The sequence below is a fragment of the Flavonifractor sp. An112 genome (genome assembly GCF_002161085.1).
GTDB classification, from domain to species: domain Bacteria; phylum Bacillota; class Clostridia; order Oscillospirales; family Oscillospiraceae; genus Flavonifractor; species Flavonifractor avicola.
In genome coordinates, this window is the sequence record NZ_NFLU01000004.1 from 61,883 (window position 1) to 81,997 (window position 20,115).

At 61.9% G+C, this 20,115-nt stretch carries 20 protein-coding genes, 2 tRNA genes and 2 riboswitches; of the genes, 11 read left to right on the forward strand and 11 right to left on the reverse strand.

Annotated elements, in window-relative coordinates; translation table 11 throughout:
* Positions 1-60: 60 nt before the first annotated feature.
* The 7 genes from B5E56_RS04775 to B5E56_RS04805 all read left to right on the forward strand — a co-directional run bounded on the left by B5E56_RS04775 (position 61) and on the right by B5E56_RS04805 (position 8,676).
* On the forward strand, positions 61-1,476 hold the full coding sequence (locus B5E56_RS04775; protein ID WP_343214225.1) for an alanine/glycine:cation symporter family protein: 1,416 nt from the start codon (positions 61-63) through the stop codon (positions 1,474-1,476).
* Positions 1,477-1,520: 44 nt separating this feature from the next.
* Positions 1,521-5,078 carry a helicase-exonuclease AddAB subunit AddA gene (gene addA, locus B5E56_RS04780; RefSeq protein WP_087388860.1) on the forward strand — a complete coding sequence of 1,186 codons (3,558 nt, stop codon included), beginning with the start codon at positions 1,521-1,523 and terminating at the stop codon, positions 5,076-5,078.
* 128 nt (positions 5,079-5,206) lie between these two features.
* A complete protein-coding gene (gene rpmE, locus B5E56_RS04785; RefSeq protein ID WP_007489589.1) occupies positions 5,207-5,413 on the forward strand; it encodes a 50S ribosomal protein L31 in 207 nt (68 codons plus the stop codon).
* A 118-nt stretch (positions 5,414-5,531) separates the two neighbouring features.
* A complete protein-coding gene (locus tag B5E56_RS04790; RefSeq protein WP_087388861.1) occupies positions 5,532-6,035 on the forward strand; it encodes a flavin reductase family protein in 504 nt (167 codons plus the stop codon).
* Positions 6,036-6,069: 34 nt separating this feature from the next.
* On the forward strand, positions 6,070-7,362 hold the full coding sequence (hflX, locus tag B5E56_RS04795) for a GTPase HflX (protein ID WP_087388862.1): 1,293 nt from the start codon (positions 6,070-6,072) through the stop codon (positions 7,360-7,362).
* Between the two features lie 154 nt (positions 7,363-7,516).
* The gene (locus B5E56_RS04800; RefSeq protein ID WP_087388863.1) at positions 7,517-8,050 is read left to right on the forward strand and encodes a GNAT family N-acetyltransferase; all 534 of its coding nucleotides are present in this window, start codon (positions 7,517-7,519) and stop codon (positions 8,048-8,050) included.
* Positions 8,047-8,676 carry a YigZ family protein gene (locus B5E56_RS04805; RefSeq protein WP_087388864.1) on the forward strand — a complete coding sequence of 210 codons (630 nt, stop codon included), beginning with the start codon at positions 8,047-8,049 and terminating at the stop codon, positions 8,674-8,676. Before B5E56_RS04800 ends, B5E56_RS04805 begins: the two co-directional genes overlap by 4 nt.
* Positions 8,677-8,716: 40 nt before the next feature.
* On the opposite strand, the gene B5E56_RS04810 is transcribed toward B5E56_RS04805, so the two are convergent.
* The 10 genes from B5E56_RS04810 to B5E56_RS04855 all read right to left on the reverse strand — a co-directional run bounded on the left by B5E56_RS04810 (position 8,717) and on the right by B5E56_RS04855 (position 16,646).
* Complete coding sequence (locus tag B5E56_RS04810; protein WP_087388865.1) at positions 8,717-9,772, reverse strand: sulfate/molybdate ABC transporter ATP-binding protein; 1,056 nt, start codon at positions 9,770-9,772, stop codon at positions 8,717-8,719.
* Entirely contained in the window at positions 9,772-10,470 is a 699-nt protein-coding gene (modB, locus tag B5E56_RS04815; RefSeq protein ID WP_087388866.1) for a molybdate ABC transporter permease subunit, read from the reverse strand. The genes B5E56_RS04810 and modB overlap by 1 nt, the downstream gene beginning before the upstream one ends.
* 56 nt (positions 10,471-10,526) lie before the next feature.
* Positions 10,527-11,402, reverse strand: coding sequence for a molybdate ABC transporter substrate-binding protein (gene modA, locus B5E56_RS04820; protein ID WP_087388867.1), 876 nt, complete (start codon positions 11,400-11,402; stop codon positions 10,527-10,529).
* Positions 11,395-11,513, reverse strand: a riboswitch (molybdenum cofactor riboswitch). Its footprint overlaps the gene before it by 8 nt.
* 3 nt (positions 11,514-11,516) lie before the next feature.
* Positions 11,517-12,002 carry a MogA/MoaB family molybdenum cofactor biosynthesis protein gene (locus tag B5E56_RS04825; RefSeq protein ID WP_087388868.1) on the reverse strand — a complete coding sequence of 162 codons (486 nt, stop codon included), beginning with the start codon at positions 12,000-12,002 and terminating at the stop codon, positions 11,517-11,519.
* Between the two features lie 2 nt (positions 12,003-12,004).
* Positions 12,005-12,442 carry an MOSC domain-containing protein gene (locus tag B5E56_RS04830; protein WP_087187394.1) on the reverse strand — a complete coding sequence of 146 codons (438 nt, stop codon included), beginning with the start codon at positions 12,440-12,442 and terminating at the stop codon, positions 12,005-12,007.
* A 4-nt stretch (positions 12,443-12,446) separates the two neighbouring features.
* A complete protein-coding gene (moaA, locus tag B5E56_RS04835; RefSeq protein ID WP_087388869.1) occupies positions 12,447-13,421 on the reverse strand; it encodes a GTP 3',8-cyclase MoaA in 975 nt (324 codons plus the stop codon).
* Positions 13,414-13,917, reverse strand: coding sequence for a molybdopterin-guanine dinucleotide biosynthesis protein B (mobB, locus tag B5E56_RS04840; RefSeq protein ID WP_158098667.1), 504 nt, complete (start codon positions 13,915-13,917; stop codon positions 13,414-13,416). Before mobB ends, moaA begins: the two co-directional genes overlap by 8 nt.
* Complete coding sequence (gene moaC, locus B5E56_RS04845; protein WP_087388871.1) at positions 13,910-14,389, reverse strand: cyclic pyranopterin monophosphate synthase MoaC; 480 nt, start codon at positions 14,387-14,389, stop codon at positions 13,910-13,912. Before moaC ends, mobB begins: the two co-directional genes overlap by 8 nt.
* 32 nt (positions 14,390-14,421) lie before the next feature.
* Entirely contained in the window at positions 14,422-15,618 is a 1,197-nt protein-coding gene (gene glp, locus B5E56_RS04850) for a molybdopterin molybdotransferase MoeA (protein ID WP_087388872.1), read from the reverse strand.
* A gap of 2 nt (positions 15,619-15,620) precedes the next feature.
* On the reverse strand, positions 15,621-16,646 hold the full coding sequence (locus B5E56_RS04855; RefSeq protein ID WP_087388873.1) for a molybdopterin-binding protein: 1,026 nt from the start codon (positions 16,644-16,646) through the stop codon (positions 15,621-15,623).
* Between the two features lie 69 nt (positions 16,647-16,715).
* Positions 16,716-16,832, reverse strand: a riboswitch (molybdenum cofactor riboswitch).
* 85 nt (positions 16,833-16,917) lie between these two features.
* Here B5E56_RS04855 and gluQRS point away from each other — a divergent pair.
* Positions 16,918-17,862, forward strand: coding sequence for a tRNA glutamyl-Q(34) synthetase GluQRS (gene gluQRS, locus B5E56_RS04860; RefSeq protein WP_087388874.1), 945 nt, complete (start codon positions 16,918-16,920; stop codon positions 17,860-17,862).
* A 41-nt stretch (positions 17,863-17,903) separates the two neighbouring features.
* On the opposite strand, the gene B5E56_RS04865 is transcribed toward gluQRS, so the two are convergent.
* Complete coding sequence (locus B5E56_RS04865; RefSeq protein WP_087388875.1) at positions 17,904-18,998, reverse strand: DUF3048 domain-containing protein; 1,095 nt, start codon at positions 18,996-18,998, stop codon at positions 17,904-17,906.
* 190 nt (positions 18,999-19,188) lie between these two features.
* Here B5E56_RS04865 and B5E56_RS04870 point away from each other — a divergent pair, with 190 nt between their 5' ends.
* The 3 genes from B5E56_RS04870 to B5E56_RS04880 all read left to right on the forward strand — a co-directional run bounded on the left by B5E56_RS04870 (position 19,189) and on the right by B5E56_RS04880 (position 19,985).
* Positions 19,189-19,722, forward strand: coding sequence for a DUF4364 family protein (locus B5E56_RS04870; protein ID WP_087187386.1), 534 nt, complete (start codon positions 19,189-19,191; stop codon positions 19,720-19,722).
* Between the two features lie 86 nt (positions 19,723-19,808).
* Positions 19,809-19,894: transfer RNA gene (locus tag B5E56_RS04875), tRNA-Leu, on the forward strand.
* Positions 19,895-19,897: 3 nt separating this feature from the next.
* Positions 19,898-19,985: transfer RNA gene (locus B5E56_RS04880), tRNA-Leu, on the forward strand.
* The last annotated feature ends 130 nt before the right edge of the window (positions 19,986-20,115 follow it).

Genomic DNA, 20,115 nt, shown 5'->3' on the forward strand with positions numbered 1-20,115 from the left:
AAATCTCCTTAAGAGATAAGAGAAAGGAACTAAAACTCTATGGCGTTTTTTGGAAGCTTTTTGAGCAACACAAGCAACTTCCTCTACACCTATATTTTGATTGCCCTGCTTATCTTCGCGGGGCTCTACTTCACCATCCGTACCAAGGGCGTCCAGTTTCGCCTGTTCCCTGAGGCCATCCGTGTGCTGGGAGAGAAGAAAAAGGACGGCAAGGATATCTCGTCCTTCCAGGCCTTGATGATCTCCACCGCCTCCCGGGTGGGTACCGGCAACATCGCCGGTGTGGCCAACGCCATCATCGCCGCCACCCTCATCGGCGGCTACGGCGCGGTGTTCTGGATGTGGCTGCTGGCCCTCATCGGTGCGGCCTCCGCCTTTATTGAGAGCACCCTGGCCCAGTGCTACAAGGAGAAGCACGGGGAGAACTGGGTAGGCGGCCCGGCCTACTATATCCAGAAAGCCCTGGGCAGCCGCTTCTTCGGTGTGGTGTTTGCCGTGCTGCTCATCGCCTGCTTTGCTTACGGTTTCAACGCCCTCCAGGCCTATAACGCCGGTTCTGCCCTCCAGTATTATCTGCCCGATTACTCCAACAGCATCTGGCCCATGGTGGTGGGCGCGGTGCTGGCCATTCTCACCGGTGTGTGTATCTTTGGCGGCGTGCGCCGCATCAGTGCCATCACCTCCGGCATCGTGCCGGTGATGGCCGCCATCTATATCGCTTTGGGCCTCTTTATCACCATTAAGAACATCGGCCAGGTGCCTCACATGATCTCCCTGATCTTCTCCCAGGCCTTCGATCCCAAGGCCATGTTTGCCGGTATCGGAGCCTCCTGCATCATGCAGGGCATCAAGCGGGGCCTCTACTCCAACGAGGCCGGTATGGGCTCCGCCCCCAACGCCGCTGCCGCCGCCGACGTGTCCCATCCGGTGAAGCAGGGCCTGGTGCAGATGCTGTCCGTGTTCATCGACACCATTGTGATCTGCTCCACCACCGCCTTTATGCTGCTCCTGTCCGGGGTGTCCATTGACGCCTACAGCGAGGGCATGAACTTTGTCCAGGCGGCGGTCCACGCCCAGGTGGGTTCCTTTGGCCCCATCTTCATCACCGTTTCCATTTTCCTCTTTGCTTTCAGTTCCCTGGTGGGTAACTACTACTACACCGAGTCCAACTTTAAATTTATTCGTGACTCCAAGACCGGCCTGATTATCTTCCGGCTGACCTGCGTGGCGGCCATCTTCATCGGCGCCCAGATGAATTTCTCCATGGTGTGGGACCTGGCTGATGTGCTCATGGGCCTGATGGCACTGGTGAATCTGGTGGCCATTCTGCTGCTGGGGGGCAAGGCCCTGAAGGTGCTGAAAGATTATGTGAACCAGAAGAAGGCGGGCAAAAACCCGGTATACCGCTATGAGGAGGTGGGCGTAGGCGACCCCCAGATCTGGGACGAGGCCCACGCCCGCAAGTGGGAGAACTGATATTCCGTAGATAAAACCCGATCCCATAGAAAGGGGGAAACCAGATGGCCTTTTCCCTGACAGAAGAACAACAGGCGGCGGTAGATAACCGGGGGGGCGGCCTTCTGGTCTCCGCTGCGGCGGGCTCCGGTAAGACCCGGGTGCTGGTAGAACGTCTGCTGGCCCGGGTGGAGGAGGGGGCCGACGTAGACCGCTTCCTGGTCATCACCTACACCAAGGCTGCCGCTGCCGAGCTGCGGAGCCGTATTGTGCAGGAGTTGTCCGACCGGCTGGCTCTGCGGCCCACCGACGGCCACCTGCGCCGTCAGGCCACCCTGGTGTACAAGGCGGGCATCTCCACCATCCACGCCTTCTGCGCCCAACTGCTGCGGGAGTGCGGCCACCTGCTGGATCTGGACCCGGATTTCCGGCTGTGCGACGAGGGGGAGGCGGGCATCCTCATGCTCCGCGCCCTCAACGATGTGCTGGACAGGCGGTATGAGGCCATGGACAGCGATTTTGCCCAGTTGGTGGACACCATGTCAGCCGGGCGGGACGACGCCCGGCTGATCCAAATCGTGCTGGACATCCGGGGCCGGGTCCAGGCCCACCCCAATCCCGCAGCCTGGCTGGAGGAACAGGAGCGGACCTTTGCTCTGGAGGGAATCTCCGACCCGGTGCAGACACCCTGGGGGCAGCTGCTGCTGGCTGATGCCGCCGGGCAGGCCGCCTATTGGCGGCGGCGGATGGAGGAGGCCCGGGATCTGTGTGAGCGGGACGCCAATCTGCTGGCCAATTACGGGGGCAGTGTGGCCCAAACCGCCCAGGCCTTACAGCAGTTTGTGGAGGCGGCGAGCCAGGGGTGGGATGCTGCCCGTGCTCTGCTGCCTATTCCCTTCCCCACAGTGGGACGGAAGAAGATGGTGGATGACCCCGCCGCCGTGGAGCGGGTGAAGGTCATCCGCAGCGCCTGCAAAAAGCGGCTGGAAAAACTGGAGGACTGGTTTGCCGACAGCGGGGACGACCTGTTAGCCGACCTGCGGACGGTGTACCCCGCCATGCGGGGGCTGTTCGCCCTGGTGCGGGACTTTGAGGAGGCCTATGCCGCCGAGAAGGCCCGGCGTGGGCTGGTGGACTTCTCCGATCTGGAGCATATGGCGGTACGCCTGCTGGTAGGGGAGGACGGCCAGCCCACCGAGCTGGCCCGTCAGTGGAGCACCCGGTACGATGAGATCATGGTGGACGAGTACCAGGACACCAACGAGGTACAGAACGCCATTTTCTCCGCTCTGTCCAAAGATGGGACTAATCTGTTTATGGTGGGCGACGTGAAGCAGTCTATCTACCGCTTCCGTCTGGCCGACCCCACCATCTTCCTGGGCAAGTACCGCTCTTTCAAGCCCTACACCGAGGCTGGAGAAGGGGAGGAGCGGCGGGTCATCCTGTCCCGCAACTTCCGCTCCCGGCCCGAGGTGCTGGAGGGATGCAACGACCTGTTCCGGGCCGTCATGTCGGTGCCCTTTGGTGAGATGGAGTACTCCGACGACCAGGCCCTCTACCCCGGTGCCCCTTTCCAACCGGACTCCACCTACTGCGTGGAGCTGGACGCCCTGGACGGGGATATCGATGGAGAAGAGGGCGCGGAGAAGGTGAGCCGGGACCTGCTGGAGGCCCGGTTTGCTGCCCACCGCATCCGGGACCTGCTGGACCAAAACTTCCCTGTCTCTGACGGGGAGGGGGGCACCCGGCCAGTGTGTCCCTCCGATATCGTGATTTTGCTCCGCTCTCCCAATACGGTCCTGCGCCACTATGCCCGGGCTCTGGGGGAGCGGGATATCCTGTGGGAGGCCGAGGGAGGTGGAGACTTCTTCGGCTCCACCGAGATCTCGGTGGCCCTGTCTCTGCTCCAAATCGTGGACAATCCCCGGCAGGATGTGCCCCTCATCTCGGTACTGCGCTCCCCGGTGTACGGCTTCTCGGCCGACCGGTTGGCCCAGATTCGGGCGGCCAGCCCGGATACCGACTTTTACGCTGCCTTGGCCGCTGACGACGGGGAGGACAGTAAGGCCTTCCTGGCCGAGCTGGACGACCTGCGGTTTGGGTCAGAGGACATGAGCAGTCACCAGCTGCTGTGGCACATCTATGACCGCACCAATTTGCTGGGTATCTTCGGCGCCATGGAGGAGGGAGAGACCCGGCAGGGCAACCTGCTGGCCCTGGCCGAGCTGGCCCGGCAGTTCGAGGGGGCGGGCCACAAGGGCCTGTTCCGGTTCCTCACCTACCTGACCCGGCTGAGGGAGAACGGAAACACCCTGATGCCTCCCACCCCCGGCCGCACCGGCGGCGGAGTGCGGATTATGAGTATCCATAAATCCAAAGGTCTGGAGTTCCCGGTGGTGCTGCTGTGCGGTCTGGCCCGGCGGCTCAACCGGGAGGACATGAGCCGCCCAATTCTGTTCCACCCCAAGCTGGGTGTGGGCCCCAAGGGTCTGGACGTGGAGCGGGGCATCGAATATCCCACTCTGGCCCGGATGGCGGTTGCCCGCCAGCTGGAGCGGGAGATGATGGCGGAGGAGCTGCGGCTTCTCTATGTGGCTATGACCCGTGCCAAAGAGAAGCTGATCCTGTCGGTGGCCCTCACCGGAGGGGGGAAGGATCTGGAGAAGCTGGCAGGGGACGCAGGTGATCCGGTGGACCCCCAGGTACTGCTGGCCTGCCAGAGTGTGGGCCAGTGGGTGCTGCTCCATGCTCTGTGCCGCCCTGAGGCGGGAGCCCTCCGCCGGGCGGCAGGACAGGACGAGGTGGTCTTGGATACCTCCTTTGGTCCGGCGTGGGACATCCGATTTGTGGATGGAACGCCCTTGGCGCAGATGCCGCCTCACCGCTGGATAGCTCCGCAGCGGGAGCAGGAAGAGGAAGAAGGTGGGGAGGATCTGACCGACCTGCTGCGCTGGACCTATCCCCATGAGGCGGAGGTGGCTATTCCCTCCAAGCTTACCGCTACTCAGCTGAAGGGCAGGGCTTTGGACGAGGAGGCGGCGGAGGAGGCCCCACGGCCTGCCAGACCTCTCAGCTTTGGACGGCCCCGGTTTGCCGCCGAGGAGATGGGCCTTACCGCCGCCCAGCGGGGCACCGCCCTTCATCAGGTGCTCCAGTACATCGACTTTGAGCGGTCCGAGACGGTGGAAGGGGTGCGGGCGGAGATAGCCCGCCTGGTGGAACAGCAGTACATCACCCCCCAGCAGGGGGAAGCGGTGGACCCTGCCCCCATCGCTGCCTTCTTCCGGTCGGACCTGGGGCAGGAGCTGCTCTCCTCTGTCTCCCTGCGGCGGGAGTTCAAGTTTTCCATTCTGGAACCTGCCAGCCGCTACTATCCCCAGGCGGGGGAGGGGGAGCAGGTGCTTTTCCAGGGCGTGGTGGACTGCTACTATGAGACTCTGGAGGGCATCACGGTGGTGGACTTCAAGACCGACCGGGTGACCAAGCGCACTGTGGCGGAACGTGCAGAGCATTACCGCCCCCAGCTGGAGGCATACAGCCGGGCTCTGGCGGAAATCACTGGAAAACAGGTGATCCGCCGGGTGCTGTGGTTCTTTGCGTTGAACCAGAGTGTGGATCTGTAGCAATTTGAAAATTTCTGAAAAAAACTGTTGCAATCCACCAGGCTTTGTGCTATTATATTCTAGCGTTTATAAGGCGTGGAGGTTTGCTGCGCCGCTTCATCCGGAACGAGAAAGAGGTGAACACAACAATGAAGGAAGGCATCCATCCCAACTACGAGCAGACCACCATCAAGTGTGCCTGTGGTAATGTGATCGAGACCGGCTCTACCAAGAAGGACATCCGCGTGGAAGTTTGCTCCAAGTGTCACCCCTTCTTTACTGGCAAGCAGAAGATGGTGGATACTGGCGGACGTGTCAGCCGCTTCAACAAGAAGTTCGGCCTGGACAAGAAGTAAGTCCGTATACAAGGGCCCGTACCGGTTTCGGTACGGGCCCTTTTTTACTCCTATTAGCACCTTTCTTTTTTTCGAAAAGACACATATAATAGAGCAGAGACAACAGGAGGTGTGCGCTATGTTTGAAAAGATCGACCCCAAGGCGTTGGATCAAAACGTCTTTTCCCTCATCGGGGATCAGTGGATGCTCATTACCGCCGGAACCAAGGACCAGTGCAACACCATGACCGCCAGCTGGGGCGGCCTGGGGGTGCTGTGGGGCAAGCCGGTAGCTATGGTCTACATCCGGCCCCAGCGGTACACCCTGGAGTTTGTGGAGCGGGAGGACACCTTTACCCTGTGCTTCTTTGGAGAGGAGTACCGGAAGGCTCTGGCCCTGTGCGGTTCCAAGAGCGGCCGGGATATGGATAAGGTGAAGGAGTGCGGCTTCACGGTTGCCACGGCGGAGGGCGCCCCCTACTTTGAGGAGGCCGACCTGGTGCTGGTGTGCAAGAAGGCCTACTGGCAGGACATGGACCCCACCCACTTCCTGGACAGGGAGATCGACAGCAAGTGGTACCCCGAAAAGGATTATCACCGTATCTTCATCGGCGAGATCCTGGAGGTCTTGCGGAAAGTATAACGTAGGGGCGCACCCTGCGCCCATCGGAGGACACATGACAGAAAACCAAGAGAAAAAAGCAATCAACCGGGCAGTGCTGGTGGGCCTCAACGCCCACTGCCTGTCCGAGGCGGAAAATGCCGACGACTCCTCCATGGAGGAGCTGGCCGACCTGCTGGAGACGGCGGGCGGCGAGTGCGTGGGCACCGTGTTTCAAAATAAGGATACCCCCGATCCCCGTACCTTCATCGGTGAGGGCAAGGTGGCGGAGGTAAAGGAACTGGTGGACGCCATGGGGGCGGACATGGTTATCGTGGACAACCCCCTGTCTCCCTCCCAGCAGCGTGCCCTGTCTGAGGACCTGAAGGTCCAGGTGCTGGACCGGGCGGCCCTCATCCTGGACATCTTTGCCCAGCGTGCCCGCACTAAGGAGGGCCGTCTCCAGGTAGAGCTGGCCCAGTATCAGTACCTGCTGCCCCGACTGCTGGGTATGTGGACCCACCTGGAGCGGCAGGAGGGTGCCATCGGCACCCGCGGTCCCGGTGAGACTCAGCTGGAGACCGACCGGCGGCACATCCGCCGAAAGATTCAGAAGCTGCGGGAGGAGCTGGACCAGGTGCGCCGGGTGCGGGCTACCCAGCGCTCCCGCCGGGAGAAGAATGAGGTGCCGGTGGTGGCCATCGTGGGCTATACCAACGCCGGCAAGTCCACCCTGCTCAACAAGCTGACCGGGGCGGATATCCCTGCCAACAACCGGCTCTTCGATACCCTGGACACCACCACCCGTACCCTGGAGATCTCCGACACCTGCACGGTGCTCCTCAGCGATACCGTAGGCTTCATCCGCAAGCTGCCCCACCATCTGGTGGAGGCCTTTAAGGCCACCCTGGAGGAGCTGTCTTACGCCGACCTGCTCCTCCACGTCATCGATACCTCCAACCCGGAGTGGCGGGAGCAGGCCGAGGTGGTGGAGAAGCTGATCTGTGAGCTGGGCGCCGAGCAGACTCCCCGTATCGACGTATTCAACAAGATCGACCGCTGCCCCAGCGAGATTTTGCCCCACGGCGAGGACATCGTATCGATTTCCGCTAAGACCGGCCAGGGACTGGACGAGCTGCTCAGCAAGATCGGCGACCGGCTGGACACCGGCGCCCACCGGGTGGTGCTCCACATTCCCTATGACAAGGGCGGTATTGTGGATCTACTCCACCGGGAGGCCAAGGTGGAACGGGTGGACTACGGCGAGACCATCGAGGTAGAGGCTGTGTGCACCCCCATTCAGCTGGGTAGGTTAAAGGACTATATTGTGTCCGGCTGGACGCCCCCCAAGGAGTTTTGGGAAGACTGAGGCGCGGGCATTTTCTGCGGAAAATGCGTCGCTTCGCTTCAAGCCGCGCCTTCCAGGGGGAACCAGTTCCCCCTAGATACGCGCCGGAAACGGCGCGATACCCCCTCCGCTCTCCGAGGGGTTTTAAATGTTTGTGATATGAGGAGGAACGGCTATGCAGCCACTGGAAACTGACCGCCTGCTGCTGCGTCCCTTTACGGAGAAGGACGCGGTCGGCCTGTATGCCTATGCCAGACACCCGGAGGTGGGTCCCTGGGCTGGGTGGAAGCCCCACGCCGATGAGGCGGAGAGCTTGCGGGTGATCCGGGAGATCTTCCTGCCCTCTGACACCCTTGCGGTGATTCAAAAGTCCGACGGGCGGCTCATCGGCTCCGCCGGGTTTGTGGGCAAGCACCGCACCGAGCTGGGCACCCCCAGCGAGGAGGTGGGTTACTCCCTAGCTCGGGACTGCTGGGGCCAGGGCCTGATCCCAGAGGCGGTGGAGGCCATCCTCCGCCATTCCTTTGTGGACCTGGGCTATGCCGCCATCTGGGCCGCTTACTACGACGGCAACCGCAAATCCAAGCGGGTGATGCAGAAATGCGGCATGACCTACCGCCTCAGCCGGGTGGAGCCGGTGGAGCAGCTGAATGAGACCCGGCTGGCCCACTACTTTGCCATCACCAGAAGGGAGTGGGAGGCCAGATGACGGAATACTATGTCCCCACCGCCCCCTCGGAGACGGAATTTGTGGAGAAGCGATCCCGATTCATCGGCCATGTCTGGCCGGTGGAGAGCGAGGAGGAGGCCCGGGGTTACATCGAGGCCATGAAGAAGAAGTACTACGACGCTCGCCACAACTGCTGGTGCTACCGCATCAAGGAGGGCGGCGTGGAGCGCTACTCCGACGACGGAGAGCCCCAGGGCACCGCCGGTCAGCCCATGCTAAACGTGTTTCAGCGGGAAGAGGTCACCAACGTGTGCTGCGTGGTGACCCGCTACTTCGGGGGCGTGCTGCTGGGGGCGGGCGGTCTGGTGCGGGCCTACACCCAGAGCGCCAAGGACGCTCTGGATGCCGCCGGGATCTCGGTGGTGCGCCGGTGGGTAGAGACGGCGGTGACCTGCCCCTACTCCTTCTTCGAGCGGGTGCGCCAGGAGGCGGAGGCCCAGGGTGGTGTACTGGGGGAGAGCGAGTACGCCGCCGACGTTACCGTCCATGTGCTGCTGCCCGAGGAGAACACCGAGGCTTTCGCCGCCCGGCTCACCGAGATGACTGCAGGAGGTGTGGCTCCCATGACTTTGGGAGAAGCCTTCCGGGCAGTACCCATCAAATAAAAGCAAAAGCGTCCCCACGGCAACGCCGTGGGGACGCTTTTTATTTGCTGGTCAGCAGCAGCAGGTCTTTGGTGGGCAGCTCCAGCCACAGAGGGTCGCGCTGGGACAGAGCGGCCCAGCGGTCCTTCTCCAGCTCAATGCGCAGACGGGAAAAGCCCTGGCTGCCGCCGGGGGTGGACAGCATGACCACCGTGGAGAATACGTTCTCCACCACCCGCTCCACCAGGCAGGGGAGTGCGTTGGGGCCGGGGCCCTCCACCGGCCTGATGTAGTGGGCCCGGACACCGATATGGGTCAGCCCTTCCGGCAGCGGCTGGCCTGGGTTCAGGGTTACGCCCCAGTCCAGAGCCTCTACCTTGCCGTCCGCTGTGGCCTTGGCACGGGACACATTCTTGCAGCCGGACAGCAGACAGGCCGACAGGGTGCGGGGAGCCTCAAAGAGTTCATGTACCGGCATCATGGCCTGGGAGCGGCCATTGTCCAGTACACACACCTGCTGGCACAGCCGCTGCACCTCATCCCGGTTATGGGTGACAAAGAGCACCGGCCCGGAGAAGACGGAGAGAATGTCGGCCAGCTCCAGTTCCACCTGCCACTTCAGATAGCTGTCCAGGGCGGAGAAGGGCTCGTCCAACAGCAGTACCTCTGGTTGACTGGCCAGAATACGGGCCAGAGCCACCCGCTGCTGCTGGCCGCCGGACAGTTGCCGGGGGTATTTGTGCTCCTGCCCCTCCAGGTAGAAGGAGGAGATCAGGCAGTTTACCGTCTCCTTCCGGGCGGCTTTGTCCTGTACCCCCACGGCAATGTTCTGGGCCACCGTCATGTTGGGGAAGAGGGCGTAATTCTGGAAGAGATAGCCTACTTTCCGCTTCTGCGGGGGCAGGTCAATGCGACGCTCCGAGTCGAAGAGTACCCTGTCGTCCAGCACAATGCGGCCCCGGTCGGGCTTCTCGATGCCGGCAATGCACTTGAGGGTCAGGCTCTTGCCGCAGCCGGAGGCACCCAGCAGGCCGGTAACCTGGCCGCTCTCCGTCTCAAAGGAGCAGTCCAGCCGGAATTTACCGAAGTCTTTGTGAATGTCAACCTGTAACCGCATCACTCCACCTCCCCGGAGACAGGAGCGGCCCGGCGGCGGGGCCGGCGGTCCTTTTTCTCCAGCATATTGACACACAGCAGTACCACGGCAGAGATGGCCAGGTTGATGAGCACCCATTGCATGGCTCCGGCGTCGTCGCCGGTACGCCACAGCTGGTACACCGTGGTGGAGATGGTGGCCGTCTTGCCGGGGGTATATCCGGCGATCATGGCGGTGGCGCCGTATTCGCCCAGAGCACGGGCGAAGGCCAGCACGGTGCCTGCGATGATGCCCTGCTTGCAGTAAGGCATCATGACCCGCCAGAAGATCCAGGTGTTGGACCTGCCCAAGGTACGGGCAGCATGGGCCAGAGTAATATCAAAGGACTCGAAGGCTCCCCGGGCAGTGCGGTACATCAGGGGAAAGGCCACCACCGCCGAGGCGAAGATGGCCGAGTACCATACCATGGTCAGCCGCAGGTCAAAGACCTCCAGGAACCACAGCCCGATGGTCCGCTTGGGGCCCAGCAGCCGCAGCAGGAAATAGCCCACCACGGTGGGGGGAAGGACCAGGGGGAGGGTGAGGACCACATCCAGCACACCCTTCACCAGCCGGGGCAGTTTGGCCACATAGTAGGCCGCCAGAATGCCCAGGAAGAAGATGAGCACCGTGGAAATGGCGGCGATGCGCAGGGAATTCAAAAGGGGATAGAGATCCAGAACCGATCACCTGCCTTATTAAATGGGCCTGCCGCCATAGCGGCAGGCCCTTGTGTTTACTGGATGACGGTAAAGCCAACACCCTCCAGCACGGCGATGGCGCTCTCGTCGGTGTGCAGATAGTCCAGGAAGGCCTGGGCGGCGGCCTGGCTGGCTTCGCTGCCGCCGCACTTCATGACGGCGGCGGGATAGATGACCTGATCGCACATCTCGGCGGTAGCCTGATCCACCACGGTGAGCTCATAGGTAAAGGCGTCGGTGGCGTAGATGATGCCGCAGTCCACAGCGCCCTCCTTCACCTGATTGGCCACCTCGGATACGTTGGAGGCGTAAGTCACCTTGCCGGCGTCCTCCAGGGCGGTGATATCAATGCCCAGGGTGTCCAGAATCTGGAGGGAGTAGGCGCCCACGGGGACATCATCGTTGCCCAGGCAGAGCAGGGACAGCTTGTCGGTGGCCAGATCGGAGAAGGACTGGATGTCCTTGGGGTTGTCGTCGGGCACTGCCAGCACCACCTTGTTCTCCACAAAGTTGATGCGGGTGTCGGACAGCACGAAATCCAGGCCCTCGTTGGTACCGGTGGTGTCGGTGCTGTCCAGCTGGTTCATCTGCTTCTGGGCAGCGGAGATAAACAGGTCGCACACCGCGCCCTCTTCGATCTGGGTCTTGAGGGTACCGGAGGAGTCAAAGGTGAAGGTGAGGGTGACGTTGGGAGCCACCTCTTTGTAGAGGTCGGCGATCTGGGTAAGGGTGGCCTCCATGGAGGCGGCGGCGAACACCACCACTTCCACCTCTTCGGCCTGAGCGGGGGTGGTTTCAGCGGGAGTCTCGCTGCTCTGAGCGGGGCTCTGGGCGGCACCGGAATTGCCGCCGCAGGCGGCTAACGCCAGGATCAATGACAGGGACAGGATCAGGGATACGATTTTTTTCATGCTGCATTCTCCTTTACAAAATGGTAGGCGATCCCGTTTCCAGGAGCGCCCCGGCCCGCCGCCATGACATCAAAGGTTTTAGGCGTTACGGGCTCGAAGAATTCAGGACTTATCTTAACGGGCGCAGTTACCCGTAGTCCCCCTTAAAATCTCCAGGCCGTGGGCCAGAGAGGGAAGAATAAACTCCAGGCACTCCCGCACCGCCTTGGGACTGCCGGGCAGGTTGACCATGAGGGTCTGTTTGCGGATGCCCGCCGCCGCCCTGCTCAGCATGGCCCGGGGGGTGATCTGGAGGGACTGCCACCGCATGGCCTCGGCAATGCCGGGGGCGGGGCGCTCGGTGACCGCCAGGGTGGCTTCCGGGGTGAGATCAGTGGGGGAGAAGCCGGTGCCGCCGGTGGTGAGGACCAGGTCGGCCAGATCGTTGTCGCACAACCGCTTTAGCTCGCCGCCCAGCGGCTCCATGCCGTCGGGCAGCAGGGCGGTGTGGACCACCTCATAGCCTGCCGCCTCCACCATTTCCCGGATCACGGGACCGCTCTTGTCCTCCCGCTGTCCGGCATAGCCGGAGTCGCTGAGGGTGATGATGGCTACCCGCATATTCAGCCCTCCTCCACGATGGTGAGGTCGTCCCCCACCGAGATGGTGCCCCCATGGAGCACCTTGGTAAATACGCCCTCCCGGGGCATGATGCAGTCGCCCATGACCTTGTAGATCTCACAGTGGGCGTGGCACTGCTTGCCCACCTGGGTCAGCTCCAGCACCACGTCGTTGCACTTGAATTTGGTGCCGATGGGCAGGGTCTTGAAGTCGTAGCCCTCCACCACCAGGTTTTCCCCAAAAGCACCGTCATCCACCACGGCACCTCTGGCCCGGAAGGCCTCCACCTGCTCGTGAGAGAGCAGGGATACCTGACGGTGCCACTTGCCGGCGTGGGCGTCCCCCTGGATGCCCCAGTCCTCCACGAACTGGGCGGAGCCCACATTTTTCTTCTGGGTGCCCTTCTGTTCACTGACACAGACAGCGATCACTTTGCCCATGGTCTTATCCTCCAATTTGATTCATGTTGCGGCCCTCGTCGGCCGCCTCCCGCTGTCCGCCGAAGTGGTGGCTGGCGGGTTTGTGGTTGATAGCGTCTGCCATGGCAGTTTGCAGGGCCGTATCGTCGGCGCCAGCGTCCAGCAGAGCCTTCAGATCCACCCCGTGGTCGTATTGCAGACAGGTCTTGAGAAAACCGGTGGCAGTGAGCCGCACCCGGTTGCAGCTTTGACAGAACTGATGGGACACCGCACTAATAAAGCCCACCTTGCCCTGGAAGCCGGGGAAGGTCACATTCCGGCTGGGCCCGCCCAGAGCATCGGAGGGGCAAGGAAGGGCGAGGCCGAAGGCGGTCTCCAGCTGCCGCAGCACCTCCTCCTCGGTGCGGCGAGTGAGGGTGTCCCCCAGGCCAATGGGCATCAGCTCGATGAAGCGGACGGTCAGGTCCCGGTTCCTGGCCAGGGCGGCCAGAGGGACCAGCTGGGCGTCATTGCCGCCGGAGGGGACGCAGTTGACCTTAACGGTGAGGCCCGGCGCGGCCAGGGCGGCCTCCAATCCAGCCAAAGCCCGGGGCAGCTCGTCTCGCCGGGTGAGGGCAGCAAACTGGGCCCGGTCCAGGGTGTCCAGGCTGAGGTTCACCCCATCCAAGCCGGCCTTCAAAAGTTCGGGTAGTTGGTCGGCCAGCAGTATTCCGTTGGTGGTGAGACTGACGGTACGGATGCCGTCGATGGCCTTTAACTCCTGCACCAGATTGGCCAGACCCTTGCGGACCAGAGGCTCGCCGCCGGTGAGGCGCACCTTTTCCACCCCCAGAGAGGCGGCCAGACGCACCAGACGGATGATCTGCTCATAGGTAAGGATGGCGCTGTGGTCCACCCACTCCACACCCTCCTCGGGCATACAGTAGCGGCAGCGCAGATTGCACCGGTCGGTGACCGATACCCGTAGATAGCGGATGTTTCGTCCAAATTGGTCAAGCATGGCCGCCACTCTCCTTTACTAAGCGGAGCAGAAAGCGGGCCGCCTCATGGGGCTGGTCCAGGGGCAGCACCGGTACGTCGGGTACCTCCAGAGGCAGATCGGTGACCAGAGCCAGCAGGGTGGCCGGGTCGGACACCGGTTCCTCCGAGTTGCCCTTCCGTACCACCTCCAGCTTGGGCCAGCCGGTGTGCTTGAAGCCCTCCAGCAGGATCAGATCCGCTTCGGGGAATTGCGTGATGAGGAAGTCCTCTGTTACAGGCTGCTTCTTCACGATCTTAAACTTTTCCCTGTCAAAGATGGCGGTGCCTGCCGCACCAGCGGCCATAAAGCGGCCGGTATCGGTGCCGGGCGGGTCTGCGTCAAAAGAGTGGCCATCGTGCTTGACCACTGCCACGGTGAGGCCCGACTCCTCCAGCAGGGGGAGCATGGCTTCTATGAGGGTGGTTTTGCCGGAGTTTTTTACCCCGGATACTGCCACCACCAGGGGCTTAGCCACGGTCATACACCCCCGACTTGCCGCCCTCCTTGTGGACCAGATGGATGTCGCCCAATTCCATCCCCTTGTCCAGGGCCTTACACATATCGTAGATGGTAAGCAGGGCTACAGAGACGCCGGTGAGGGCCTCCATTTCCACGCCGGTTTTGCCGGAGAGCTTGACGGTGCAGGTGGCCCGCACGGCGCAGGCCTCTTCCAGAATTTCGAAATCCACCGACAGGTGGCTGAGCAGCAGGGGATGGCACAGAGGGATCAGCTCCCAGGTGCGCTTGGCGGCCATGATACCCGCCACCCGGGCCACACCCAGCACGTCGCCCTTGGCGGCGGTGTGTCCGGTGATAGCGGCCAGGATGGGCGGGGTGACTTTGATGGTGCCCTCGGCCACCGCCGTGCGATAGGTGGGCTCCTTGCCGGTCACATCCACCATAATGGCGTTGCCGGCCTCGTCAAAATGATTGAAAGCAGGTTCCATAATAACCTCCTTATAGAATCGATATCAGGTGGTCACAGCAGCCACACTTGGATGGCCTGTCCAGCATCCACCGGCGGAGTGCCTGCAGGCAGCTCCACCAGACAGTTGCACCCCACCAGGGAGGCCAGCTGGCCGGAGGAATGCCCCACCGGCAGCGTCACCTGCCCGTTCTCATACTGGCCCCGAAGAAAACGACGCCGGGGGCTGGGTTTGTCATAGGGGGTGGTCAGGATGGCCTGCTGCCGTCGGGGGAGCAGGTGGGGCTCTCCTGCCAGCGCGGCCAGCAGGGGCTGGGCCAGCAATTCAAAGGTGGTGAAAGCGGCAAAGGGGTTGCCGGACAGAGACAGGATCGGCTTGCCCTTATACCGGGAGAACATAGCCGGGGTGCCCGGTTTCAGGTCCACCCTCCAAAATACCCGCTCCGCCCCCAGCAGGGGGAGGGCCTGGTGAAAGATATCCTTGTCACCCACCGACACGCCGCCGGTGGTGATGAGCAGGTCACAGTCCTCCAGCATCCCCTCCATGGCCTCTGTTACAGCGGCAGGGGAGTCAGCGGCATGACGGCAAAGGGAAGGCATACCAAGCTCCGTCAGCCGGGCGGTGAGCAGGGCTCCGTTGGAGCCGTAAATCTTCCCGGGAGGGAGGGGCTGCCCGGCCTCCACCACTTCGTCCCCAGTGGTGAGCAGCCCCACTTTTGGCCTGCGTCGCACGGCTACCTCTGTGATACCGGCGCTGGCCAGTACGCCAAGGGCAGCGGCGTCCAGCCGGGTGCCTGCCTTCAACAGCAGGCTGCCAATCCGGTAGTCCTCGCCTTGGTAGACATAATTTTTATAAGGGGGGAGAGAGGCATAGATGCTCACGGGATTACCCCGATCGGTGTCCTCCTGACGGAGTACGCAGTCACAGCCCTGGGGCAACATGGCTCCCGTCATGATGCGGATGGCCTGTCCGGGCAGAAGAGGGGATTTTGCTTCATCTCCCGCATACAGGGTATCTACCACCGGCAGACAGATGGGGTGGTCCCGGTCCGCCCCGGCGATGTCAGCAGAGCGGAGAGCATAGCCGTCCAGAGGGGAGCGGTCAAAAGGCGGCTGGTCAATGGGGGCAGTCACATGGTCTGCCAGGGTACGGCCCAGAGCCTGAAGGGCGGGCAGTGTCTCCGATCCCAGCGGGGACAGTTTACCGGTTATCAGCTCAACTGCCTGTTCCAGCGAAATACCCGTGACCATGGTCAGCACCCCTTGCCGAAGGGGCAGATGGGATAGTGGCACTCCGGGCAGCCCAGGCACAGACCGCCATGGCCCAGGGCCTTCAGGTCAGCACGGCTTACCTTGACTCCAGCGGCGATGCGGGGGAGTACCAGGTCAAATACGGTGGCCTTGGCGTACATGACGCAGCCGGGCAGGCCCATAATGGGGGTACCGTCGGCAAAGTAGCCCAGCAGGAACATGGCTCCGGGCAGCACTGGGGCGCCGTAGGACACGATGTCCGCACCAGTGTCCTTGATGGCCTTGGGGGTCTTGTCGTCCGGGTCCACGCTCATGCCGCCGGTGCACAGGATCAGGTCCACCCCCTTGGCTTTATAGTCCAGGGCGGCGGCGGTGATGGCGGCCATGTCGTCGCCGGGGAGGCAGTGCTGGGTGACCTCAATACCGTAGGTGGCCAGCTTGTCGATGATAACGGGGGTAAAGGTGTCCTCAATGAGGCCCTTGGCCACTTCGCTGCCGGTGGTGATGAGACCGCAGGTTTTCAGCTTCCAGGGGGTGAGGGAGAGGATGGGGCCGGTCCCGGCCCGCTCCTCCACCGCCTTCAGCTTGTCCTCGGCGATAACCAGGGGGATGATACGGGTGCCTGCCAGCTTGTCCCCCTTGTGAACGGCGGTGTTGGTATGGCGGGTGGCGATCATGATCTCGTCCTCGCCGTTGAGGGCGTTAAGCCGCGCCACATCCACCTGAAACAGGCCGTCGATGTCGGCGATGAGCTCGATCTTGCCCTCCTTCACAGCGGTGCCGTGCATATGCTCGTTCTGGCACAGGGCCTGGAGGCGGAGGGCGGCCTCATCCTCATGGAGCATCCCGGGCTGGCGCTCCCATACATAGAGGTGCTCCTTGCCCATGCTCAGCAGCACCGGGATATCCTCCTCGGTAACCACATGGCCTTTGCGGAACCGGGCGTCCTTGGTGACGCCCCGAATGATCTGGGTCAGGTCGTGGCAGAGCACATGACCTACCGCGTCGCGGGTATCGATCAATTTCATTATCTGTCCCTCCTAGTAAAGAAAAAGAGGTACCGTCCGATCCGGTACCTCTGGACAGAAGGATACAATCCCCCTGTGGTAGAGACTCCTTTTCAAAGACGGAAGGCCGCGCCGTTTCCAGAGCGACCCTGGCGGTACGCCATAGGCCGGGCCCTTAGGCGGTTCCGCTCGGAGCACACTTAATTTTCATCAGCATACCATATTTTTTGTCAGATTGCAATGGTCAAGGACCTCTGGCTGTGGTACACTACAGAAGAAAGGGGAGAGGAGCATGAGAGAGCTGCGGGGGCGGTTTGCCCCCAGTCCCAGCGGACGGATGCACCTGGGCAACCTGTTTTCCGCGCTGCTGGCCTGGCTGTCGGTGCGCTGTGCCGGGGGAACTATGGTGCTGCGGATGGAGGACCTGGACCCGGACCGGTGCCGGGCGGAATACGCCGATCAGCTGGCTGACGATCTGCGCTGGCTGGGTCTGGACTGGGACGAGGGTTATCAGACCGGAGGACCTCATGGACCCTATACCCAAAGTGACCGTACAGAATTGTATGCGGACGCCTTCCGAGATCTGGAGAAAAGAGGGCTGATCTACCCCTGCTTCTGCACTCGGGCGGAGCGGCTGGCTGCCTCAGCGCCCCACAGGAGCGACGGACAGGTGATCTATGGTGGCAAGTGTAGACGCTTGACAGAGAAAGAGCGGGCGGAATTGGGTGAAAAACGTTGTCCCGCCTGGCGTTTGATGGTATCTGACAGGAATATTAGCTTTACAGATAAACTGCAAGGAGCCTATACCGAAAACCTGCTCAAAGACTGCGGAGACTTCATTGTGCGCCGGTCTGACGGGGTGTATGCCTACCAGCTGGCGGTGGTATACGACGACGGGGCCATGGAGATCAATCAGGTGGTGCGGGGGCGGGATCTGCTGGATTCCACCCCCCGGCAGATTTATCTCTACGAGCTGTTGGGACTGACCCCGCCGGAGTTCTGCCACGTGCCTCTGCTGCTGGCCCCCGACGGCAGACGGCTGTCCAAGCGGGAGCGGGATCTGGATATGGGAGCCCTGCGGCAGCGGTTCACACCGGAGGGGCTGACCGGCTTACTGGCCTTCTGGGCCGGGCAGCTGGACAAGCCGGAGCCGGTGCGTCCGGCGGAGCTGGCCAAGGACTTCGACTGGGCCAAGGTTCCGGCAGGTGATATTACCATTGATCCCGGTCAACTATAAAAAAGGACGCCGCGGCAATTGCTGCGGCGTCCTTTTTATCTTTAGGAGAAACTCACGTTGCAGTCGGTGGGGACCACGCACACATAGGTATTGCCCACACCGAAGGTAATGGGGTTGCCGTCGGCATCCTCATAATAGAACTGGCCGCTGGGGGCCTGCTTGCTCCAGGTCAGCTCGGTGATTTTGCCGCCGCAGGCAAAATAGCCCTTGCCGCCGCTGGACAGGTCCACGGTGATGTGGCCCAGATAGTCGCCGGTGTTGCGGCAGGCGGTCTTGATGATGACTACGTTGGTGACCTCTACCTGCTGCTGGGTGTTGCCGTCTATGTAGGCCGCGCCGTACTCCTCTACGCCGTACTTACCGGTGTTCTCATTGTAGACAAAGCGGCCGGTCTTGTAGCTGGAGACGGGAACGGTGATCTGGGTGGCGTCCACGCCGTCGGCGGGAGTACCATCTTCAGCGAAGTTCATCTCATAGACGTAGCCGTCCTTATGGTCCAGACGGATGTTGTAGGTGGGCAGCCGGTCCATGATGGATTGGCCGGTTGTGACCACCGTGTGCTCCAGGCTGTAGCTTTGCTTGCGCACCGGGTCACGCCACATCAGATTGCTGTTTTCGGTGCTGCCCAGATAGGGGCCCCGTACCGCGTCCAGGGCGGTGACGCCCCAGGTCTTGATTTTGCTGTAGGCGTCCTCGCTGCCGCCGGCATGGAGGAACACGGCGTCGTGGCCCAGAGCAACCTCCAGATAGTAGGGACGGGCGGAGCGGATAGAGCCGATGGTGCCCACCCCGTCCAGGGACTGATAGACGCCAACCATTCGGGTGATGCCGCCCTCGGCGGGAATCTCATAGATGATATCAGCCTGAGACTGGCCCAGCTGGGGGAGGGCCTGCTTCAGATTGTTGAGCATGATGGCCACCGGCCGGCGGTTGACCCACTCTTCGCCCATGGGCAGGCCGGTGAGTGGGTTGAGGGGGCCGTCATAAGGGGTCTCGGTGGGTGTGGGCGTAACACTTTCCACCACGGGGGCGGAGGAAGTGGGCGGCGCGGGGGAGTCCTCCGGTTCCGGAGACCCACCGCAGGCGGAGAGCAGCAGGGGCAGCGTAAGCAGCAGGGGCAGCAGTTTTTTTCCCATGACGGTATCCTCCGTTTTCTTGCCGGGCGCCCGCCGTGGGGGCCGGGGCTCCGCAGTGTGGTACCTTTATCATACTCTGTGGGACAGGTTCCCGTCAAGGTGGCCGCAGCCGGGAAATTGCACTTGTGATTTTACTCGGGCTTGGGTATAATGATTAGTAAGCGGCAAGCGCTTCGGAAAGGAGAACTCCATGGCACGTCACGGTTTTATCCACGACAAACTGGATATCAAGTTCCTGATCCTCTACATCATGGCACGGGTGGCGTCTCCCATCGATTTTCACGCCCTTACTGACCTGACCATGTGCGATGATGGGGTGGACTACTTTGAGTTTGCCGAGGCGGTCTCCGAACTGGTGGAAACCGGGCACCTGACCCTGGAGAACGACCTGTACGCCATCACCGACAAGGGACGTTCCAACGGCGCCGCCTGTGAGAGCAGCCTGCCCTACACCGTCAAGCAGAAGTGCGGTGTCAATCTGGCCCGGATCAACGGCATCCTCCGGCGCAATGCACAGGTGCGCGCCCATGTGGAGGACCGGCCGGAGGGGGGCAGCACGGTGAAGATGGAGTTGGACGATGACAAGGGAAATCTGTTCACGCTGGAGCTGTTCTGCGGTACCCGGGAGCAGGCCCAGCGGATGGCCAAGGGCTTCAAGGAGGAGCCGGAGCGGGTGTACAACGATGTGATCACTGCTCTGCTGGAGTGGGAGAAAAATCGATAATTTCCCGGGAAAGAAAAAATAAGTGTTGACAAAGCCTGGTCGGGGCGCTATAATAACCGAGCAGTCTTTTGACGGGGCTGTGTTTTGCGGATGTGCTGGAACTGGTAGACTGGCTAGCTTGAGGTGCTAGTGGCCCACGGCCGTACGGGTTCGAGTCCCGTCATCCGCACCATATGCGCGAGTGGTGGAATTGGCAGACTCGCTAGATTCAGGTTCTAGTGTGCATTACGCACGTGCGGGTTCAAGTCCCGCCTCGCGCACCAAAAAAGAAGGACATCCGTAAAGGATGTCCTTCTTTTTTGGATACCTCAAGAAATCAAAATGCTCGGGGCAAGTGAATTGCCCCTGCGCCGAGGTTTTGGGCTGACAGCCCAAAACGCTCGTACGGCGCAA

What these genes read in the sequence shown, in the direction of transcription:
- moaA (WP_087388869.1), bottom strand. Translation starts at nt 13,421, where the DNA reads ATGCTTGACCAATTTGGACGAAACATCCGCTATCTACGGGTATCGGTC.
- glp (WP_087388872.1), bottom strand. Translation starts at nt 15,618, where the DNA reads ATGGTCACGGGTATTTCGCTGGAACAGGCAGTTGAGCTGATAACCGGT.
- moaC (WP_087388871.1), bottom strand. Translation starts at nt 14,389, where the DNA reads ATGGAACCTGCTTTCAATCATTTTGACGAGGCCGGCAACGCCATTATG.
- B5E56_RS04800 (WP_087388863.1), top strand. Translation starts at nt 7,517, where the DNA reads ATGCAGCCACTGGAAACTGACCGCCTGCTGCTGCGTCCCTTTACGGAG.
- addA (WP_087388860.1), top strand. Translation starts at nt 1,521, where the DNA reads ATGGCCTTTTCCCTGACAGAAGAACAACAGGCGGCGGTAGATAACCGG.
- gluQRS (WP_087388874.1), top strand. Translation starts at nt 16,918, where the DNA reads ATGAGAGAGCTGCGGGGGCGGTTTGCCCCCAGTCCCAGCGGACGGATG.
- B5E56_RS04805 (WP_087388864.1), top strand. Translation starts at nt 8,047, where the DNA reads ATGACGGAATACTATGTCCCCACCGCCCCCTCGGAGACGGAATTTGTG.
- B5E56_RS04855 (WP_087388873.1), bottom strand. Translation starts at nt 16,646, where the DNA reads ATGAAATTGATCGATACCCGCGACGCGGTAGGTCATGTGCTCTGCCAC.
- hflX (WP_087388862.1), top strand. Translation starts at nt 6,070, where the DNA reads ATGACAGAAAACCAAGAGAAAAAAGCAATCAACCGGGCAGTGCTGGTG.
- B5E56_RS04830 (WP_087187394.1), bottom strand. Translation starts at nt 12,442, where the DNA reads ATGGGCAAAGTGATCGCTGTCTGTGTCAGTGAACAGAAGGGCACCCAG.
- B5E56_RS04810 (WP_087388865.1), bottom strand. Translation starts at nt 9,772, where the DNA reads ATGCGGTTACAGGTTGACATTCACAAAGACTTCGGTAAATTCCGGCTG.
- rpmE (WP_007489589.1), top strand. Translation starts at nt 5,207, where the DNA reads ATGAAGGAAGGCATCCATCCCAACTACGAGCAGACCACCATCAAGTGT.
- B5E56_RS04825 (WP_087388868.1), bottom strand. Translation starts at nt 12,002, where the DNA reads ATGCGGGTAGCCATCATCACCCTCAGCGACTCCGGCTATGCCGGACAG.
- B5E56_RS04865 (WP_087388875.1), bottom strand. Translation starts at nt 18,998, where the DNA reads ATGGGAAAAAAACTGCTGCCCCTGCTGCTTACGCTGCCCCTGCTGCTC.
- B5E56_RS04790 (WP_087388861.1), top strand. Translation starts at nt 5,532, where the DNA reads ATGTTTGAAAAGATCGACCCCAAGGCGTTGGATCAAAACGTCTTTTCC.
- modA (WP_087388867.1), bottom strand. Translation starts at nt 11,402, where the DNA reads ATGAAAAAAATCGTATCCCTGATCCTGTCCCTGTCATTGATCCTGGCG.
- B5E56_RS04870 (WP_087187386.1), top strand. Translation starts at nt 19,189, where the DNA reads ATGGCACGTCACGGTTTTATCCACGACAAACTGGATATCAAGTTCCTG.